The organism is Rhodopseudomonas sp. BR0M22, assembly GCF_010907035.1.
In the GTDB taxonomy this organism is placed as follows: domain Bacteria; phylum Pseudomonadota; class Alphaproteobacteria; order Rhizobiales; family Xanthobacteraceae; genus Rhodopseudomonas.
This window is the reverse complement of the sequence record NZ_QUMK01000095.1, coordinates 1-13,893: the sequence shown is the minus strand read 5'-3', so window position 1 is coordinate 13,893 and position 13,893 is coordinate 1. Positions and strand designations below refer to the sequence as shown.

Here is a 13,893-nt window from a genome sequence, read left to right as displayed (position 1 = left end):
TCCGTCGTCGGCAGCGTCAGATGGGTATAAGAGACAGGCCTTACCCTTACCTTTTGCGATCGTCGCCATGGCGCGGCCGGAGGCGACCGAGCGACCGTCGTCGAGCACGGTGTTGGCGTCGCCCTCGCGGGCGTCGTCGTCGCGGTGCTTGATCAGCAGCCAATTGGTGCGCTTGCCGCCGGTGCGGTCGTGCCGCATCCGCACCAGCACCCAGCTGCCATGCAGCTTCTCGCCGTGCAGGGTGAACTTCAGGTCGCCCTTCTTGAAGCCGCGCTCGGGATCGTCGCACTCCCAATAGCCGCGATCCCAGAGCTGCACGGTGCCGCCGCCATACTGCCCCTTCGGGATCGTGCCTTCGAAGTCGCCGTAGTCCAGCGGATGATCCTCGACCTCGACGGCGAGGCGCTTGTCGTGCGGATCGAGCGACGGCCCCTTGGTCACCGCCCAGGACTTGAACACGCCGCCATATTCCAGGCGCAGGTCGTAGTGCAGACGGGTGGCGTCGTGCTTCTGGATCACGAACCGTCGCTGCTTCGAAGGCGCCACCTTGGCGTCGCCGCGCGGCTCCGCGGTCTGCTCGAAGTCGCGTTTCTTGCGGTAGATGCTGAGCTTGTTGCTGGCCACCGTCGCTCCTTACTCACCGCCGACCGGCTGGGCAGGACAGGAACCAAAACCCGGGATGCCCGTTCAAGTTCCACCCATGATAGCATCGACGTGACCGCCCGGTCGCGACTGCTCGAACCCTCGGAGAACTCCCATGCCTCGCGCCTATTGGAAGGGCACGCTGAAGCTGTCCCTCGTCACCTGCCCGGTGGCGCTGTATCCGGCCACGACCAGCGTCGAGAAGACCCGCTTCCACATGATCAATGCGGAAACCGGCAATCGGTTGAAACAGCAGATGATCGACGAAGACACCGGCGAGGTGGTCGAGAAGGATCAGAAGGCCCGCGGCTACGAGGTGCGCAAGGGCAAGTACATCGAGATCGAAAAGGACGAACTCGAAGCGGTGCAGATCGAAAGCTCCCACACCATCGACATCGACAGCTTCGTGCCGGCCGACGAAATCGATCAGCGCTTTCTCAATCATCCGTATTACATCGTGCCCGATGGCAAGGCCGGCACCGACGCCTTCGCGGTGATCCGCGACGCGATGAAGGACAAAGGCCGCGTTGCGCTCGGTCGCATCGTGCTCACCAACCGCGAACATGTGCTGGCGATCGAGCCGTTCGGCAAGGGACTGCTGGCGACGACGCTGCGCTACCCTTACGAGCTACGCGATGCGGACGCGTATTTCGACAGCATCAAGTCGCCGAAAATTTCCAAGGACATGATCGAACTCGCCGGCCACATCCTCGAGACCAAGGCGGCGCATTTCGATCCCAAAAAGTTCAAGGACGAATACGAGACCGCCCTGAAGGCGCTGGTCAAGCGCAAGGCCTCCGGCAAGTCGATCAAGCTCCCCGAACCCGAGGAGAAAGAGAGCAACGTCGTCAGCCTGATGGACGCGCTGAAGCAGAGCCTCGGAGGTGGTAAATCCGGCACTAAAACCGGCAAGGCCCATAGCCGCCGCAAAGCCTCCCGCTCCTCCCGCACCACTACCAAAGCCCGCCGCTCCAACGCGAGGCAACGCAAGGCGGGGTGAGTTGGCTTAGATCGCGCGGCGCGTCATGCTGCGCTGATAGCTTAGGACGCCTTGAAGCTTTGCCCCACGCACGTCATTCCGGGGCGCGAGCGCAAGCTCGCGAACCCGGAATCTCGAAGTTGTTTTGCAGCTGCGCTGCCGAACCGTCAGTGCCCTGAATCTCCAGATTCCGGGTTCGCCGCTACGCGGCGCCCCGGAATGACTCGCGCTTGGGTGGCGCGAATTAATCCGACGACGTCGTCTTGCCAGACTTGCGCGACGACGATTTGCGGCTGGATGATTTTCGCGCGGGCGATGACTTCGACGACTTGCGGCCCGACGACTTCTTCGCACCAGTCTTCCTGCTGCCGGACTTTGTCGTCTTCTTCGTTGTCTTACGACCGGCCTTGCTCGCCTTTTTGCTCGACGCCTTTGCAGCCTTCTTGCCGGTCTTCTTTGGTACCTTCGCCCCTTCGGCGCGGGCTTCCGACAAACCGATCGCGATCGCCTGTTTGCGGCTCGTGACCTTCTTGCCGGAGCCGCCGCTCTTCAGCGTACCGGCCTTGCGCTTCTTCATCGCGCGGCCGACCTTGGCGGACGCCTTCTTGGAATATTTTCGGGCCATGATCTCCTCCCTACGGAACGATGATCAATGATGCCGATCGGCGATGGTTCCTTGGCGGCGCCATCAGTCGCGCTCGCCGTCGACAGCCGGCGTGCTGGCGAGCTTCTCGATGACGAATACGATCACCTCGTGGCTGCGTTCACTCGAGGCGATGCGATCGCCGGTCTCGCCGATCAGCACCGGAATATCGATCAGCGCCATCGGATCGGTGCAGCGGACTTCCAACACATCGCCGGGCTGCAAACGCGGCAGCGCCTTGCGGGTCTTGAGCACCGGCAGCGGGCATTTCAGCCCAGTGAGATCGAGAACAGTCTTGGCCATGGCGGCGGACGATGACGAAGCCGCGGTGCGCGGTCAATCGCCTTCGGCCTCGTTCTTATTGCCGAGCCGCGCCATGGTGAGCTAACCACGGGCGTCGCGAAAGTCGCGACGCGGCGCGGAGTGCGCGATGTCTGATGTTCGACCACCCGCCGTCATCCTGGCCGGCGGCCTTGCCCGCCGGATGGGCGGCGGCGACAAACCGCTGCGGTCGATCGCCGGCCGGCCGCTGCTCGCGCATGTGATCGAGCGCCTGCAGCCGCAATGCGGCGTGCTGGCGCTCAACGCCAATGGCGATCCGAGCCGGTTTGGCCGCTTCGCCCTGCCCGTGATCGCCGATACGGTGCAGGCCTTCCCCGGCCCGCTCGCCGGCGTGCTGGCAGCGATGGAATGGGCCGCGACGGCGCAGCCGGACGCGCAGCATGTTCTGACCGTGCCGGGCGATTGTCCGTTTCTGCCGCGCGATCTGGTGGCCCGGCTCGATCAGGCGCGACGCGCAGAGAACGCCGAGATCGCCGTGGCGGCGTCCGCGGGCCATCTGCATCCGGTGATCGCGCTGTGGCCGATCGCGCTGCGCGACGCATTGCGAACCGCCCTGATCGACGAGGACATCCGTAAGGTCGAACGCTTCACCGCGCGCTATCGGCGCGCCGAGGTGGAGTGGCCGGTGACGCCATTCGATCCGTTCTTCAATGCCAATACGCCGGAGGATGTCGCGGAAGCCGAGCGCATAGCGGCGGGCGATCAATAGCAGGCCATCCCCCCGTCATTGCGAGGAGCGTAGCGACGAAGCAATCCAGCACCAAGCACTGGGCTGGATTGCTTCGCGTCGCTCGCAATGACGGAGGCGATGTACGAGCCTACGGCGTCAACACCGCGCGGCCGACCAGCTTGCCCTTCTGCAGATCGAGCAGCGCGTCGTAGGCTTGCGGTAGCCCGACCTTGGTGACCGGGATCGGCGACACCTTCCGACTTCACTCCAACGATCTCAACAAATGTAAAGATTGTTGTTGATGAGTTGGCAAAATCGTTATATGTAATTCTTGCGGTCGCAAATGCTGCTGCGGATTTCAATATGGAAAGGATAATGAAGTGGATTACGATGAAAGATATCAAGATGAGAAGAATGGCCCCCTCAACAAAGCATTGAGGGCTAGAGTGACAGCCTTCCGTAGTTTCTCGACGCTCGCAGAAATTGGCAAATTACTTGGGTTTAGTGGCCCGTTCATTAGCCAAATCCTCAACGAGAAGAACCCTGCGCGCGTGGACAGCAAGCATATCCCGCGAATCATCCGAGCGATCGAGGATGGCGAAGCCAAGTACGCGAAGAAGCTGGGACTCGTTAAGTCCCATGCTCAAAATAGTGTGGAGGCGCCCGCTCCTGAGGAAAAGAAGACCCTCGACTACCACCTAAATGCAATCGACGCACTTGGCTGGAAGATCATGGGGCTAGAACGCAAGGCCTCATAAAATGATCGGGCGGGTGCTCCATGAGTACTCCCCTACGTTCTCTCGTGTCTAGGCGGGTTGCGGCACATTGTGCCGCTTCGCAGAACTAGACGGTCCACGCGCATGCATCCCTCGCGGCTCTGCCGCGCCTCGCCGCAAGGGCAGCACGCCACACAGCAGCCGAGGCGCAAGAGACTTAAGGCGTCAGCACCGCGCGGCCGACCAGCTTGCCCTTCTGCAGATCGAGCAACGCATCGTAGGCTTGAGACAGCCCCACCTTGGTGACCGGGATCGGCGACACCTTCTTGGCACGGACGAGGTCGAGCAATTCCTGCGTCTCGGCAAGATTGCCGACATAGCTGCCCTGGATGGTGATGGCGCGCATCGGGATGAACGGCAGCGCCCATGGTGCGCCGCCGCCGAACAGGCCGACGATCACCAGCTTGCCGCCCTTGGTGAGACAATCGAAGCCGAGCTGCGCGGTCTGCGGATTGCCGACCAGATCGAGCGCGCCGCGCACCGGACCTTTGGCGATGGCCGCGATCTGCGCCAGCGCGTCCGGCGATGCCGCGTCGACGGTGCCGAGCGCGCCGGCTTTCTGTGCCGCGTCGCGCTTGGCTGCGTCGATATCGACCATGATGGCGCCCTTGCCGCCCATCGCTTTGAGCAGCTCCAGCGCCATCAGTCCGAGTCCGCCGGCGCCGAAGATCACGATCGGGCTGTCGAGGCAGAAGTCCAGCTTCTTCAGCGCGCTGTAGGTGGTGATGCCGGAGCATGCATAGGGCGCCGCGGTCACCGGATCGAGGCCGTCGAGGCTCAGCAGATAGCGCGGATGCGGCACGATCAGTTCGTCCGAATAGCCGCCGTCGCAATACACGCCGAGAAACCGCGGCTTCAGGCACATATTCTCGTCGCCGGCCTTGCAGACGTCGCATTCGCCGCAGCCGATCCACGGATACACCAGCGCGACCTCGCCGATCTTGGCGTCCTTGGCATCAGGACCGGCGGCGACGATCTCACCGACGGTCTCGTGCCCCATCGTCAGCGGCAGCGCGACGCCGCGGTCCTGCAGCGACAGCCGCTTACGGCCGTGGCCGAGTTCGTAGCCGCCTTCCCAGATGTGCAGATCGCTGTGGCAGATGCCGGCGGCTTTGACTCGCACCAGCACTTGCGTGCCGGTCAATTCCGGCGTCGGCCGGTTGTCTTCGCTCAACGGCTTGCCGAAATCGGTGACGCGAAAGCTCCTCATGGCGTAGTCTCCCGAGAGTGTTCTTGTTTATCGCCGAAGCATGCCACGGCGCCGCACGGTCGTCGATGGCCGGCGCAGCTTACGCCGCGCTGCGGAATTCGGCCGTGGTCTGCGCCACCAGTTCGGCGATCGGCACAATGCCGCCGATGCCCGACGCCGAATGGCCGGCGCTCCAGATGTCGCGCCACCGCTTCGGCCGATCCTCGCGTGCGCCGACGTCGATATCCTTGCCGATGTCGATGCCGCCGCGCTCCGGCAGATCGTCGGGGTCGAGCCCGGCGGCGACGATCGAGGGCCGCAGCATGTTGGTCTGCAGCCCGGTGAAGGCTTTGGTCAGCAGGATGTCGTCGGCGCTCGCCTCCACCAGCATCGCCTTGTAGCGCGGGTCGGCGAGGCTCTCCTCGGTGGCGATGAACTTGGTGCCCATGTAGCCGAGATCGCAACCGAGCGTCGTCGCGGCACGCAGCGCGACGCCGTCGCTGATGCCGCCGGCGAGCACGATCACGCCGTCGAAGAATTGCCGCACCGCACGCACGAAGGCGAACGGATTGAGCCACCCGGTCTGGCCGCCGGCACCGGCGGTGAGCAGCACCAGGCCATCGACGCCGGCCGCGGCCGCACGTTCGGCATGACGAATGCTCGCAACGTCGGCGAGCACCATCGCGCCGACATCGTGCAGCGGCGCGATCACCGGTTGCGGCGAGCCGACGCTGGTGATCACCACCTCCGGCCGATGCTGCAGCAGCAGCTTCAGATCGTCGGCGAGCCGCGCGTTGGAGCGATGCACGATCAGGTTGGGGCACCACGGCGCGGCGCGCCGGCCGCTCGCCTGCTCGTGCGCCGCGATTCGGCGGTTGATCTCGCTGAGCCAGTCGCCGAGTTGTTCCGCCGTGCGGCAATTCACCGTCGGGAACGATCCGATCACGCCGCTACTACATGCCGCAGCCACCAGATCGACGCCCGATACAAGAAACATTGGTGCCGCAATCAGCGGCAAACTGAGACGATCACCGAAGCGCGCCAGACGGTCGGATGATTTCACGGCAGTTTCCTCCTGCTCTGTTTGCATCGGCAGTGGTCTGCCGTGCTAGTGTCGTTGCCGAACATTGGCACGCCCAACAGCCGATGACAAAGACAAGGGAGACACGACGCCATGACTGCCGAGCTCAATGCTTTTCCGACCGCAAGCACGCAGACATTGCGGGCGCTGGCGCGCTATCCGTCGCGCACCGCGTTCGCCTGGCCCGGCGGCAGCTTGAGCTATCGCGGCGCCACCGACATGATCGGCAGTATCCAGAAGGTGTTCACGGGGCTCGGCCTGCCGCCCGGCACACGCGTCGCGCTGCTCACCGCCAATCGCGCCGAGACCTGGTGCGCCGGCGTCGCGGCGCAGCTCTGCCGCTTCGCCATCACCTGGCTGCATCCGCTCGGCTCGCGCCAGGATCAGCTCGACCAGATCGAGGACTCCGAAGCCGCGGTGCTGATTGTCGACGCCGCGGCTTTTCTGGAGCGCGGCGGCGAGCTTGCCGCCCAGGCGACCGGCCTACGCCACGTCTTCACCATCGGCCGTGCCGACTACGGGCTCGATCTGCTGATCGCGCTGGATCAGGCCGGCAGCGCCACGGCGCGCGACTTTGCGCGGCTCGACGACGTCGCGGTGCTGAACTACACCGGCGGCACCACCGGCAAGTCCAAGGGCGCGCTGCGCCACCATCGCGAGAACGCCGGTTTCGCCAATGCGATCCTGGCCGATTTCGAAATCCCGTTCGATCCACGGTATCTCACCGTCGCGCCGATCAGCCACGTCGCCGGCACCAAGGTGCTGCCGTCGCTGATCCGCGGCGGCACCATCCACATGATGAAGGGGTTCGATCCCGAAGCGGTGCTGCAGACGATCGAGCGTGAGAAGATCAACTTCACACTGTTCGTACCGACCATGGTCTACGTGCTGCTCGACCATCCGTCGCTCGCCAAGACCGATCTGTCGTCGCTCGATCTGGTGCTGTACGGCGCCTCGCCGATGTCGCCGACGCGGCTGGTGGAAGGCATCGAGCGGATCGGCCCGGTGTTCTCGCAGCTCTACGGCCAGACCGAGTGCTATCCGGTGTCTGTGCTGCGGAAGGCCGATCACGATCCGAAGCAGCCGGAGCTATTCCTGTCGTGCGGCTTCCCGATCGCGGCCTGCGATGCCCGGATTCTCGACGAGAACGATCAGGAAGTGCCGCTCGGCGAGGCCGGCGAGATCTGCGTGCGCGCGCCGCACGTGATGGCGGAATATTGGAAGCGCCCGGAGCAGACCGCCGAAACGCTGAAGAGCGGCTGGCTGCACACCGGCGATATCGCGAAGCAGGACGACCGCGGCTACATGTATATTCTCGACCGCAAGAAGGACATGATCGTGTCCGGCGGCTTCAACATCTTCCCGCGCGAGGTCGAGGACGTGTTGTCGACCCATCAGGACGTCGCGATGGTCGCGGTGGTCGGCGTGCCCGACGACAAATGGGGCGAAGCCGTCACCGCGGTGGTGGTCGCCAAACCCGGCACCAAGCCCGACGAGCGTGAGTTGATCGAGCTGGTGAAAACCCGCAAGGGCTCGGCGCATGCGCCGAAACAGGTCAAGTTCGTGCCCGAACTGCCGATGACCGGCGTCGGCAAGATCGACAAGAAAGTCCTGCGCGCCGGTTTCTGGGCCGGCCGCGACCGGATGGTCGGGTAGTTCCGATCACTCGCCATCGTGCGGCGAGTTCTCATTCCCCCACCGTGGTCATTCCGGGGCGCGCGCAGCGCGAACCCGGAATCTGACACGCAAACAACCTCGAGATTCCGGGTTCGCTTGCTGCGCAAGCGCCCCGGAATGACAACCTGGTACTACGACCGAAACAGCCGCGTGTACTGCGTCTCGTGGCGAAGGCTGGCGAGGTCGGCGCGGAAGGTGGCGCTGCCGAGGTCGTCGAGTGAGGCGGCGAGCGCGCGCGTGCCGGTGGCGATCACCGCGGGCTCCAATGCGGCGAGCACGCGCTGGCTGTCGGTCTGGCCGAGCGGGATCAGCCGGGCGCCGGCCGAGATCCAGTTCGACGTCACCGCATGCAGGAAGCCGTGCAGCGTCGCCGGCAGCGGCACGCCGTGCGCGGCGCTGACCAGACCGACCGCAACCGGATAGGCGATCGCCTCGCCGCAGGCCGCCACCGCGCGGCCGAGGCCGTCGCTGTCCCAGGCCTTGCGGGCGATCTCGATGAAGGCGCGGCCCTGCGACAGCGTCTCGAGCTGGCGTTCTGCCGAGGTGACGAACGCAGCGGCGAGTTCGGCGACGGCGGACAAGCCAGCTTCATCGCCTCGCTCCGCCGCGCGATAGGCATGGCAGAGCAGCACCGCGTCGCAGAAGCCGGCGCCATGCTGCAGCATCGCGTCGAGCCAATCGCGCAGGCTGGCGGCATCGGAGACGTCGCCCGCCTCCACCGCCCACTCGATGCCGCTGGAATAGGAGAACGCGCCGACCGGAAACGCCGGCGACAGCCAGGTCATCAGCCGGAACAGCGCGGCGCTCTGCTCCGCCGGCAGCGGCTGCGCCGGCGCCTCCGGCTCAGTGCTCATGCTTGTGCGAATGGCCGTGCGAATGACCGCAGTGCTCGTCATGGATGTGATCATCATGCCCATGATGATCGTGACCGTGATGATCGTGGCTACAGCCGTGACCATGGGCATGACCGTGATGATCATGGCCATGATGACCGTGATCGTGGTGCGCATGATCATGATGCGCGTGATCGTGGTGCGGGTGCGCTGCCTCGCCGCTGTCGTGCGCCGGAGCGTAGGCGCCGCCTTCCGGATCGAACGGGGCTTCGATCTCCGCCACCTTGCCGCCGAGGCCGCGGACCATGTCGGCGATGACGTGGTCGCGGCGGATGCGCAGCGCCTTGGCCATCAGCTGCGTCGGCAGATGGCGGTTGCCGAGATGCCAGGCGAGCCGCACCAGATGCAAGGGATCCCGCCCGCGGATCTCGAGCAGCGGCTCCGGCGCCGCGACCACTTCCACCAGCCGCCCGTCGTCCAGCACCAGCGCGTCGCCGCCGCGCAGCGCCACCGCGTGCTCGAGGTCGAGCAGGAATTCGAGGCCGCGCGTGCCGGTCATCGCCATCCGCCGGCGATGGCGATCATCGAACGCCAGCACGACGGTGTCGGCCGCCGGCGCCGTGAAGTGATATTGCCCGTAGACTTTGCTGGCTCGGATCATGGAGTGCTCATCGCAGTAAACGCGAAGCAACGGGGCCAGCGGGGACAGAGCCACGGCACCGAGCTTCGGATGGATCAGGACAGGCCCGAAGCTCTAGAGCATTTTCCGGGCGAGGGAAATCCGGATCGCACCGGACTGCCCTCGCCTTGCGCGATTGCTCAGAACGTCTCGACCTTGCCGTCGCTGATGATCTCGATCACGGTCGGCGAGGCTTTCAGCGGCGTCGACAGTTCGCGCCACACCTTCATGTGCGGCGCACGCGCATGGGCGTTGAGGTCCTCGCGAGTCTCCCAGCGCTCGACCACCACGAAGGTGTTCGGATCGTTGATCGAGATGTGGTTCTCGTAAGCGATGCAGCCCTTTTCCTTGCGGGTCTCGGCGATGCAGGCCTTGGCGCCCGCGATGTAAGCGTCACGCGACTCCGGCTTCACCTGGGTGGTGGCGACGACGTAGATCATGGGGATCTTCCCTTCTCGTTGGCGGCCGCGAGACCGCTTACTTCACGTCGACTTTGGCGGGCGTGATGATCTCGATCTTCGGCGGCGCCATCAGGCATTTGGCAGCGGCACGGCCGAATGCCTTGAAGTGCTCGGTCTTGCCGTGGGGGCCGAGCGCCTCGGCGTTTTCCCACTGTTCGACGAACACCATCTGGGTGGGATCGGTGACGCTCTCGTGCAGATCATAGGCGACGTTGCCCGGCTCCTGGCGCGTGCCGGCGATACAATCCTTGGCGGCGGCGATCAGCTCTGCCCGCATCTCGGGCTTCACGGTCAAAGTGGCGACGACATAGATCACGAATATTCCTCCCGGCGGTTTTTATCTGCAAGGCCGGACATGGCGCCGGCGCGCGGGACATTAGGCGGATGCGGCGGGGATGCAAAGGGGTGGCTCAACCGCGTCGACGCGCCACCACGCGACGGTCATTCCGGGATGCGCGCGAACGCGCGCAGACCCGGAATCCCGAAGTTTGTGCGGATCGAGATTCCGGGTTCGCCGCTTCGCGGCGCCCCGGAATGAACGGCGGAGAGGTTGCGCGTAACAGGCTGGTGTTGACGAACGAGAAGACCCTCAGAACATGAAGTAGCGCTGCGCCAGCGGCAGCACGTCGGCGGGCGCGCAAGTGAGCAGTTCGCCGTCGGCGCGGACTTCGTAGGTCTCGGGATCGACATCGAGCTTCGGCGTGGCGTCGTTGTGGATCATGCTCTTCTTGGAGATGCCGCCGCGGACGTTGCTGATCGGATAAAGCGTCTTGGCGATGCCGAGATCGCGCGCCAGATTGCCGGCGGCGGCGGCCTGCGAGGTGAACACCACCGACGACGCGGCCAGCGCCTTGCCGAAGGCGCCGAACATCGGCTGGTAGTGCACCGGCTGCGGCGTCGGGATCGAGGCGTTCGGATCACCCATCGGCGCGGCGACGATGCTGCCGCCCTTGATGATGCAGTCCGGCTTGACGCCGAAGAACGCCGGCGACCACAGCACGAGGTCGGCCATCTTGCCCTTTTCGACCGAGCCGATCAGCTTCGACACGCCATGCGCGATTGCCGGGTTGATCGTGTACTTGGCGATGTAGCGCTTGACCCGGAAATTGTCGTTGCGCGCCGAGTCCTGCGGCAGCGCGCCACGCTGCTTCTTCATCTTGTCGGCGGTCTGCCAAGTGCGGATGATGACTTCGCCGAGCCGGCCCATCGCCTGACTGTCCGACGACATCATCGACAGCGCGCCGAGGTCGTGCAGGATGTCTTCGGCCGCGATCGTCTCCTTGCGGATGCGGCTCTCGGCGAAGGCGAGATCCTCGGCGATCGACGGATCGAGATGGTGGCACACCATCAGCATGTCGAGATGCTCGTCGATGGTGTTCCGCGTGAACGGCCGCGTCGGATTGGTCGACGACGGCAGTACGTTCTCCAGGCTAGCCACCTTGATGATGTCCGGCGCATGGCCGCCGCCGGCGCCTTCAGTGTGGAAGGCGTGAATGGTGCGGCCCTTGAACGCCTTCACGGTGTCTTCGACGAAGCCCGACTCGTTGAGCGTGTCGGTGTGGATCATCACCTGGACGTCGTACTCATCCGCCACCGTGAGGCAGTTGTCGATCGCCGCCGGCGTCGTACCCCAGTCCTCGTGCAGCTTGAGCGCGCAGGCGCCGCCTTCGATCATCTCCTTCAGCGGGCCGGGCAACGCGGCGTTGCCCTTGCCGGAGATACCGAGATTGACCGGGAAGGCATCGAACGACTGAATCATCCGGCCGATGTGCCACGGCCCCGGCGTACAGGTCGTCGCGAAGGTGCCGTGCGACGGCCCGGTGCCGCCGCCCAGCATCGTGGTGACGCCGCTCATCAGCGCATGTTCGATCTGCTGCGGGCAGATGAAATGGATGTGGCTGTCGAAGCCGCCGGCGGTGAGGATCTTGCCCTCGCCGGCGATCACGTCGGTGCCGGGACCGATGATGATGTCGACATTCGGCTGAATGTCCGGATTGCCGGCCTTGCCGATCGCGGTGATCAGGCCGGCCGTGATGGCGACGTCGGCTTTGACGATGCCCCAATGGTCGACGATCAGCGCGTTGGTGATCACGGTGTCGGCGGCGCCCTCTGCGTTGGTCACCTGCGACTGGCCCATGCCGTCGCGGATCACCTTGCCACCGCCGAACTTCACCTCCTCGCCGTAGGTGGTGAAGTCTTTCTCGACCTCGATGATCAGATCGGTGTCGGCGAGCCGGACGCGGTCGCCGGTGGTCGGGCCGAACATGTCGGCATAGACGGAACGTGAGATCTTGACCGACATCTCAGAGTTTTCCCATCACGTCGCCGCGGAAGCCGTAGATGGTGCGGTTGCCGGCGAGTTCGACAAGCTGGACGTCGCGGCTCTGGCCGGGCTCGAAGCGCACCGCGGTGCCGGCGGCGATGTCGAGCCGCATGCCGCGGGCCTTGTCGCGGTCGAATTGCAGCGCCGGGTTGGTTTCGAAGAAATGATAGTGCGACCCGACCTGAATCGGCCGGTCGCCGCTGTTGGCCACCGTCAGCGTCACCGTGGCGCGCCCGGCGTTGAGCTCGATCTCGCCGTGTTCGATGAACAGTTCACCGGGGATCATGGTCATTCTCCACAACAGGCGTCATTGCGAGCGAAGCGAAGCAATCCAGAGCCGCACGCGTGGCCCTGGATTGCTTCGTCGCTGCGCTCCTCGCAATGACGAACGAAAGAGCCTTCGAAACGACGGCACATCGCCGCTACCTGATCGGCTGGTGCACGGTGACGAGCTTGGTGCCGTCGGGGAATGTGGCTTCGACCTGGATGTCGTGGATCATTTCGGCGATGCCGTCCATGCACTGGTCGCGGGTGATCACCTGGGCGCCGGCGTGCATCAGCTCGGCGACGGTGCGGCCGTCTCGTGCACCCTCGACGATGAAGTCGGTGATCAGCGCGATAGCCTCGGGATGGTTGAGCTTGACGCCGCGCTCGAGCCGGCGGCGGGCGACCATCGCCGCCATCGAGACCAGCAGCTTGTCCTTTTCGCGGGGGGAGAGGTTCATGAAGGCACTCGATCGAATGAGCCTGAAATTCGGGCGTGACGCGGGATCAACTCAGCCACAGCCGGGGCAGTGCGCGGCCGGCGGCGCGGCCGAGAACGGTCATCATGTCGGCGCGCAGCTTCGCGGCATTTTGGGCGCAGAACCGGGCCATTGCAAACCCATTCCACGCTGAAATCCCAACCTCGGCGCCGAACCTATCGGCCGCCTCGCGCAGCCGCTCGACCAGCGCCGTATCGCCCGGCACGATCAGCGCGGTGCCGATCGCGACACCGGCTTTGGCCACTGCAGCGCGTGCCAAGAGGGCACCGATCTCGCCATCGAGCCGCACGGTTTCGGCGAACACCAGCTTGCCGCCGCGCCGCATCCGCCAGCGGTCGACGAAGCGGCCGTGCTGCATGGTCTCCCCCATCGCCGAGCGGCCGAAGATCACCATCTCGGACAGCAGCAGCGAAGCATCCTCCGCAAGCTCGATGTCGATCCGTCGCTCGGCGCGGGCCTGGTCGAACAGGATGGTCTCCTGCGGCAGCCACGCCAGATGGCCGCCGCTCGCGACCTTGAGGGTGATATCGAGCTGCGCAGCCGGGCCATGGCTGCGATACACCTTCTCGGCCGCCGCCGTGGTCAGCGTCAGCCGCGCATCGGCCTGAACGTCGAGGCTGATGCTGAAGCGATCCCCACCGGCGACTCCGCCCGCGGTGTTCACCAGCACGGCCGACAGCCCCTGCTGCTCCGGCGATGGAAAGCGCACCCGGAGCGATCCGGCCTCGTGCACAGGCCCGCGCCGGGTGACGCCGCCGTCCGCCCGCACCTCGACGGCCACTTCGCCGACCGCGCGATTGGCGGCGAAGGTCTGCGAGGTGATGAGGCTGGTAT

At 65.1% G+C, this 13,893-nt stretch carries 17 protein-coding genes and 1 pseudogene; 4 read left to right on the top strand and 14 right to left on the bottom strand.

Going from position 1 to position 13,893, the window contains the following annotated elements:
* A partial coding sequence (locus DY468_RS22890) for a DNA polymerase ligase N-terminal domain-containing protein (RefSeq protein WP_349644325.1) occupies window positions 1-624 on the bottom strand: 624 nt, incomplete at its 3' end.
* A 133-nt stretch (window positions 625-757) separates the two neighbouring features.
* Between DY468_RS22890 and ku the strand changes: the two genes are divergently transcribed.
* Window positions 758-1,642: a non-homologous end joining protein Ku gene (ku, locus tag DY468_RS22885; protein ID WP_164607682.1), complete on the top strand. Its 885-nt coding sequence runs from the start codon at window positions 758-760 to the stop codon at window positions 1,640-1,642.
* A 223-nt stretch (window positions 1,643-1,865) separates the two neighbouring features.
* Here the strand turns inward: ku and DY468_RS24855 are convergent, their stop codons facing one another.
* Complete coding sequence (locus DY468_RS24855) at window positions 1,866-2,246, bottom strand: DUF6496 domain-containing protein (protein WP_246701093.1); 381 nt, start codon at window positions 2,244-2,246, stop codon at window positions 1,866-1,868.
* 63 nt (window positions 2,247-2,309) lie between these two features.
* Complete coding sequence (locus DY468_RS22875) at window positions 2,310-2,567, bottom strand: sulfurtransferase TusA family protein (protein WP_164607678.1); 258 nt, start codon at window positions 2,565-2,567, stop codon at window positions 2,310-2,312.
* Between the two features lie 127 nt (window positions 2,568-2,694).
* Between DY468_RS22875 and mobA the strand changes: the two genes are divergently transcribed.
* On the top strand, window positions 2,695-3,315 hold the full coding sequence (mobA, locus tag DY468_RS22870) for a molybdenum cofactor guanylyltransferase MobA (RefSeq protein ID WP_164607676.1): 621 nt from the start codon (window positions 2,695-2,697) through the stop codon (window positions 3,313-3,315).
* Between the two features lie 109 nt (window positions 3,316-3,424).
* Here the strand turns inward: mobA and DY468_RS25040 are convergent.
* A pseudogene (locus DY468_RS25040) lies at window positions 3,425-3,535 on the bottom strand (alcohol dehydrogenase); the annotation flags it as partial.
* 121 nt (window positions 3,536-3,656) lie between these two features.
* On the opposite strand from DY468_RS25040, the gene DY468_RS22865 reads away from it, so the two are divergent.
* On the top strand, window positions 3,657-4,034 hold the full coding sequence (locus DY468_RS22865) for a hypothetical protein (RefSeq protein WP_164607674.1): 378 nt from the start codon (window positions 3,657-3,659) through the stop codon (window positions 4,032-4,034).
* A 175-nt stretch (window positions 4,035-4,209) separates the two neighbouring features.
* Here DY468_RS22865 and DY468_RS22860 read toward each other — a convergent pair whose 3' ends face one another.
* Window positions 4,210-5,262 (bottom strand): alcohol dehydrogenase, encoded by a 1,053-nt coding sequence (locus DY468_RS22860; protein WP_164607673.1) that lies wholly within the window; start codon window positions 5,260-5,262, stop codon window positions 4,210-4,212.
* A 79-nt stretch (window positions 5,263-5,341) separates the two neighbouring features.
* On the bottom strand, window positions 5,342-6,331 hold the full coding sequence (locus DY468_RS22855) for an NAD(P)H-dependent flavin oxidoreductase (protein ID WP_205512628.1): 990 nt from the start codon (window positions 6,329-6,331) through the stop codon (window positions 5,342-5,344).
* Window positions 6,332-6,415: 84 nt separating this feature from the next.
* On the opposite strand from DY468_RS22855, the gene DY468_RS22850 reads away from it, so the two are divergent.
* A complete protein-coding gene (locus DY468_RS22850) occupies window positions 6,416-7,978 on the top strand; it encodes an AMP-binding protein (RefSeq protein ID WP_164607670.1) in 1,563 nt (520 codons plus the stop codon).
* 152 nt (window positions 7,979-8,130) lie between these two features.
* Here the strand turns inward: DY468_RS22850 and DY468_RS22845 are convergent, their stop codons facing one another.
* The 8 genes from DY468_RS22845 to DY468_RS22810 form a co-directional block, all read right to left on the bottom strand.
* Window positions 8,131-8,853, bottom strand: a complete 723-nt coding sequence (locus DY468_RS22845; protein WP_164607668.1) for an urease accessory protein UreF — start codon at window positions 8,851-8,853, stop codon at window positions 8,131-8,133.
* A complete protein-coding gene (locus DY468_RS22840) occupies window positions 8,843-9,493 on the bottom strand; it encodes an urease accessory protein UreE (protein WP_164607667.1) in 651 nt (216 codons plus the stop codon). Before DY468_RS22840 ends, DY468_RS22845 begins: the two co-directional genes overlap by 11 nt.
* Before the next feature lie 158 nt (window positions 9,494-9,651).
* Window positions 9,652-9,951 carry a putative quinol monooxygenase gene (locus DY468_RS22835; protein ID WP_164607665.1) on the bottom strand — a complete coding sequence of 100 codons (300 nt, stop codon included), beginning with the start codon at window positions 9,949-9,951 and terminating at the stop codon, window positions 9,652-9,654.
* 37 nt (window positions 9,952-9,988) lie between these two features.
* Complete coding sequence (locus DY468_RS22830; protein ID WP_110788853.1) at window positions 9,989-10,288, bottom strand: putative quinol monooxygenase; 300 nt, start codon at window positions 10,286-10,288, stop codon at window positions 9,989-9,991.
* A gap of 273 nt (window positions 10,289-10,561) precedes the next feature.
* On the bottom strand, window positions 10,562-12,274 hold the full coding sequence (gene ureC / locus DY468_RS22825; protein ID WP_164607663.1) for an urease subunit alpha: 1,713 nt from the start codon (window positions 12,272-12,274) through the stop codon (window positions 10,562-10,564).
* A gap of 1 nt (window position 12,275) precedes the next feature.
* Window positions 12,276-12,581 carry an urease subunit beta gene (locus tag DY468_RS22820; RefSeq protein ID WP_164607662.1) on the bottom strand — a complete coding sequence of 102 codons (306 nt, stop codon included), beginning with the start codon at window positions 12,579-12,581 and terminating at the stop codon, window positions 12,276-12,278.
* A 136-nt stretch (window positions 12,582-12,717) separates the two neighbouring features.
* Window positions 12,718-13,020 carry an urease subunit gamma gene (locus tag DY468_RS22815; protein WP_164607655.1) on the bottom strand — a complete coding sequence of 101 codons (303 nt, stop codon included), beginning with the start codon at window positions 13,018-13,020 and terminating at the stop codon, window positions 12,718-12,720.
* A 46-nt stretch (window positions 13,021-13,066) separates the two neighbouring features.
* Window positions 13,067-13,882 (bottom strand): urease accessory protein UreD, encoded by an 816-nt coding sequence (locus DY468_RS22810; protein WP_164607683.1) that lies wholly within the window; start codon window positions 13,880-13,882, stop codon window positions 13,067-13,069.
* Window positions 13,883-13,893 lie beyond the last annotated feature (11 nt).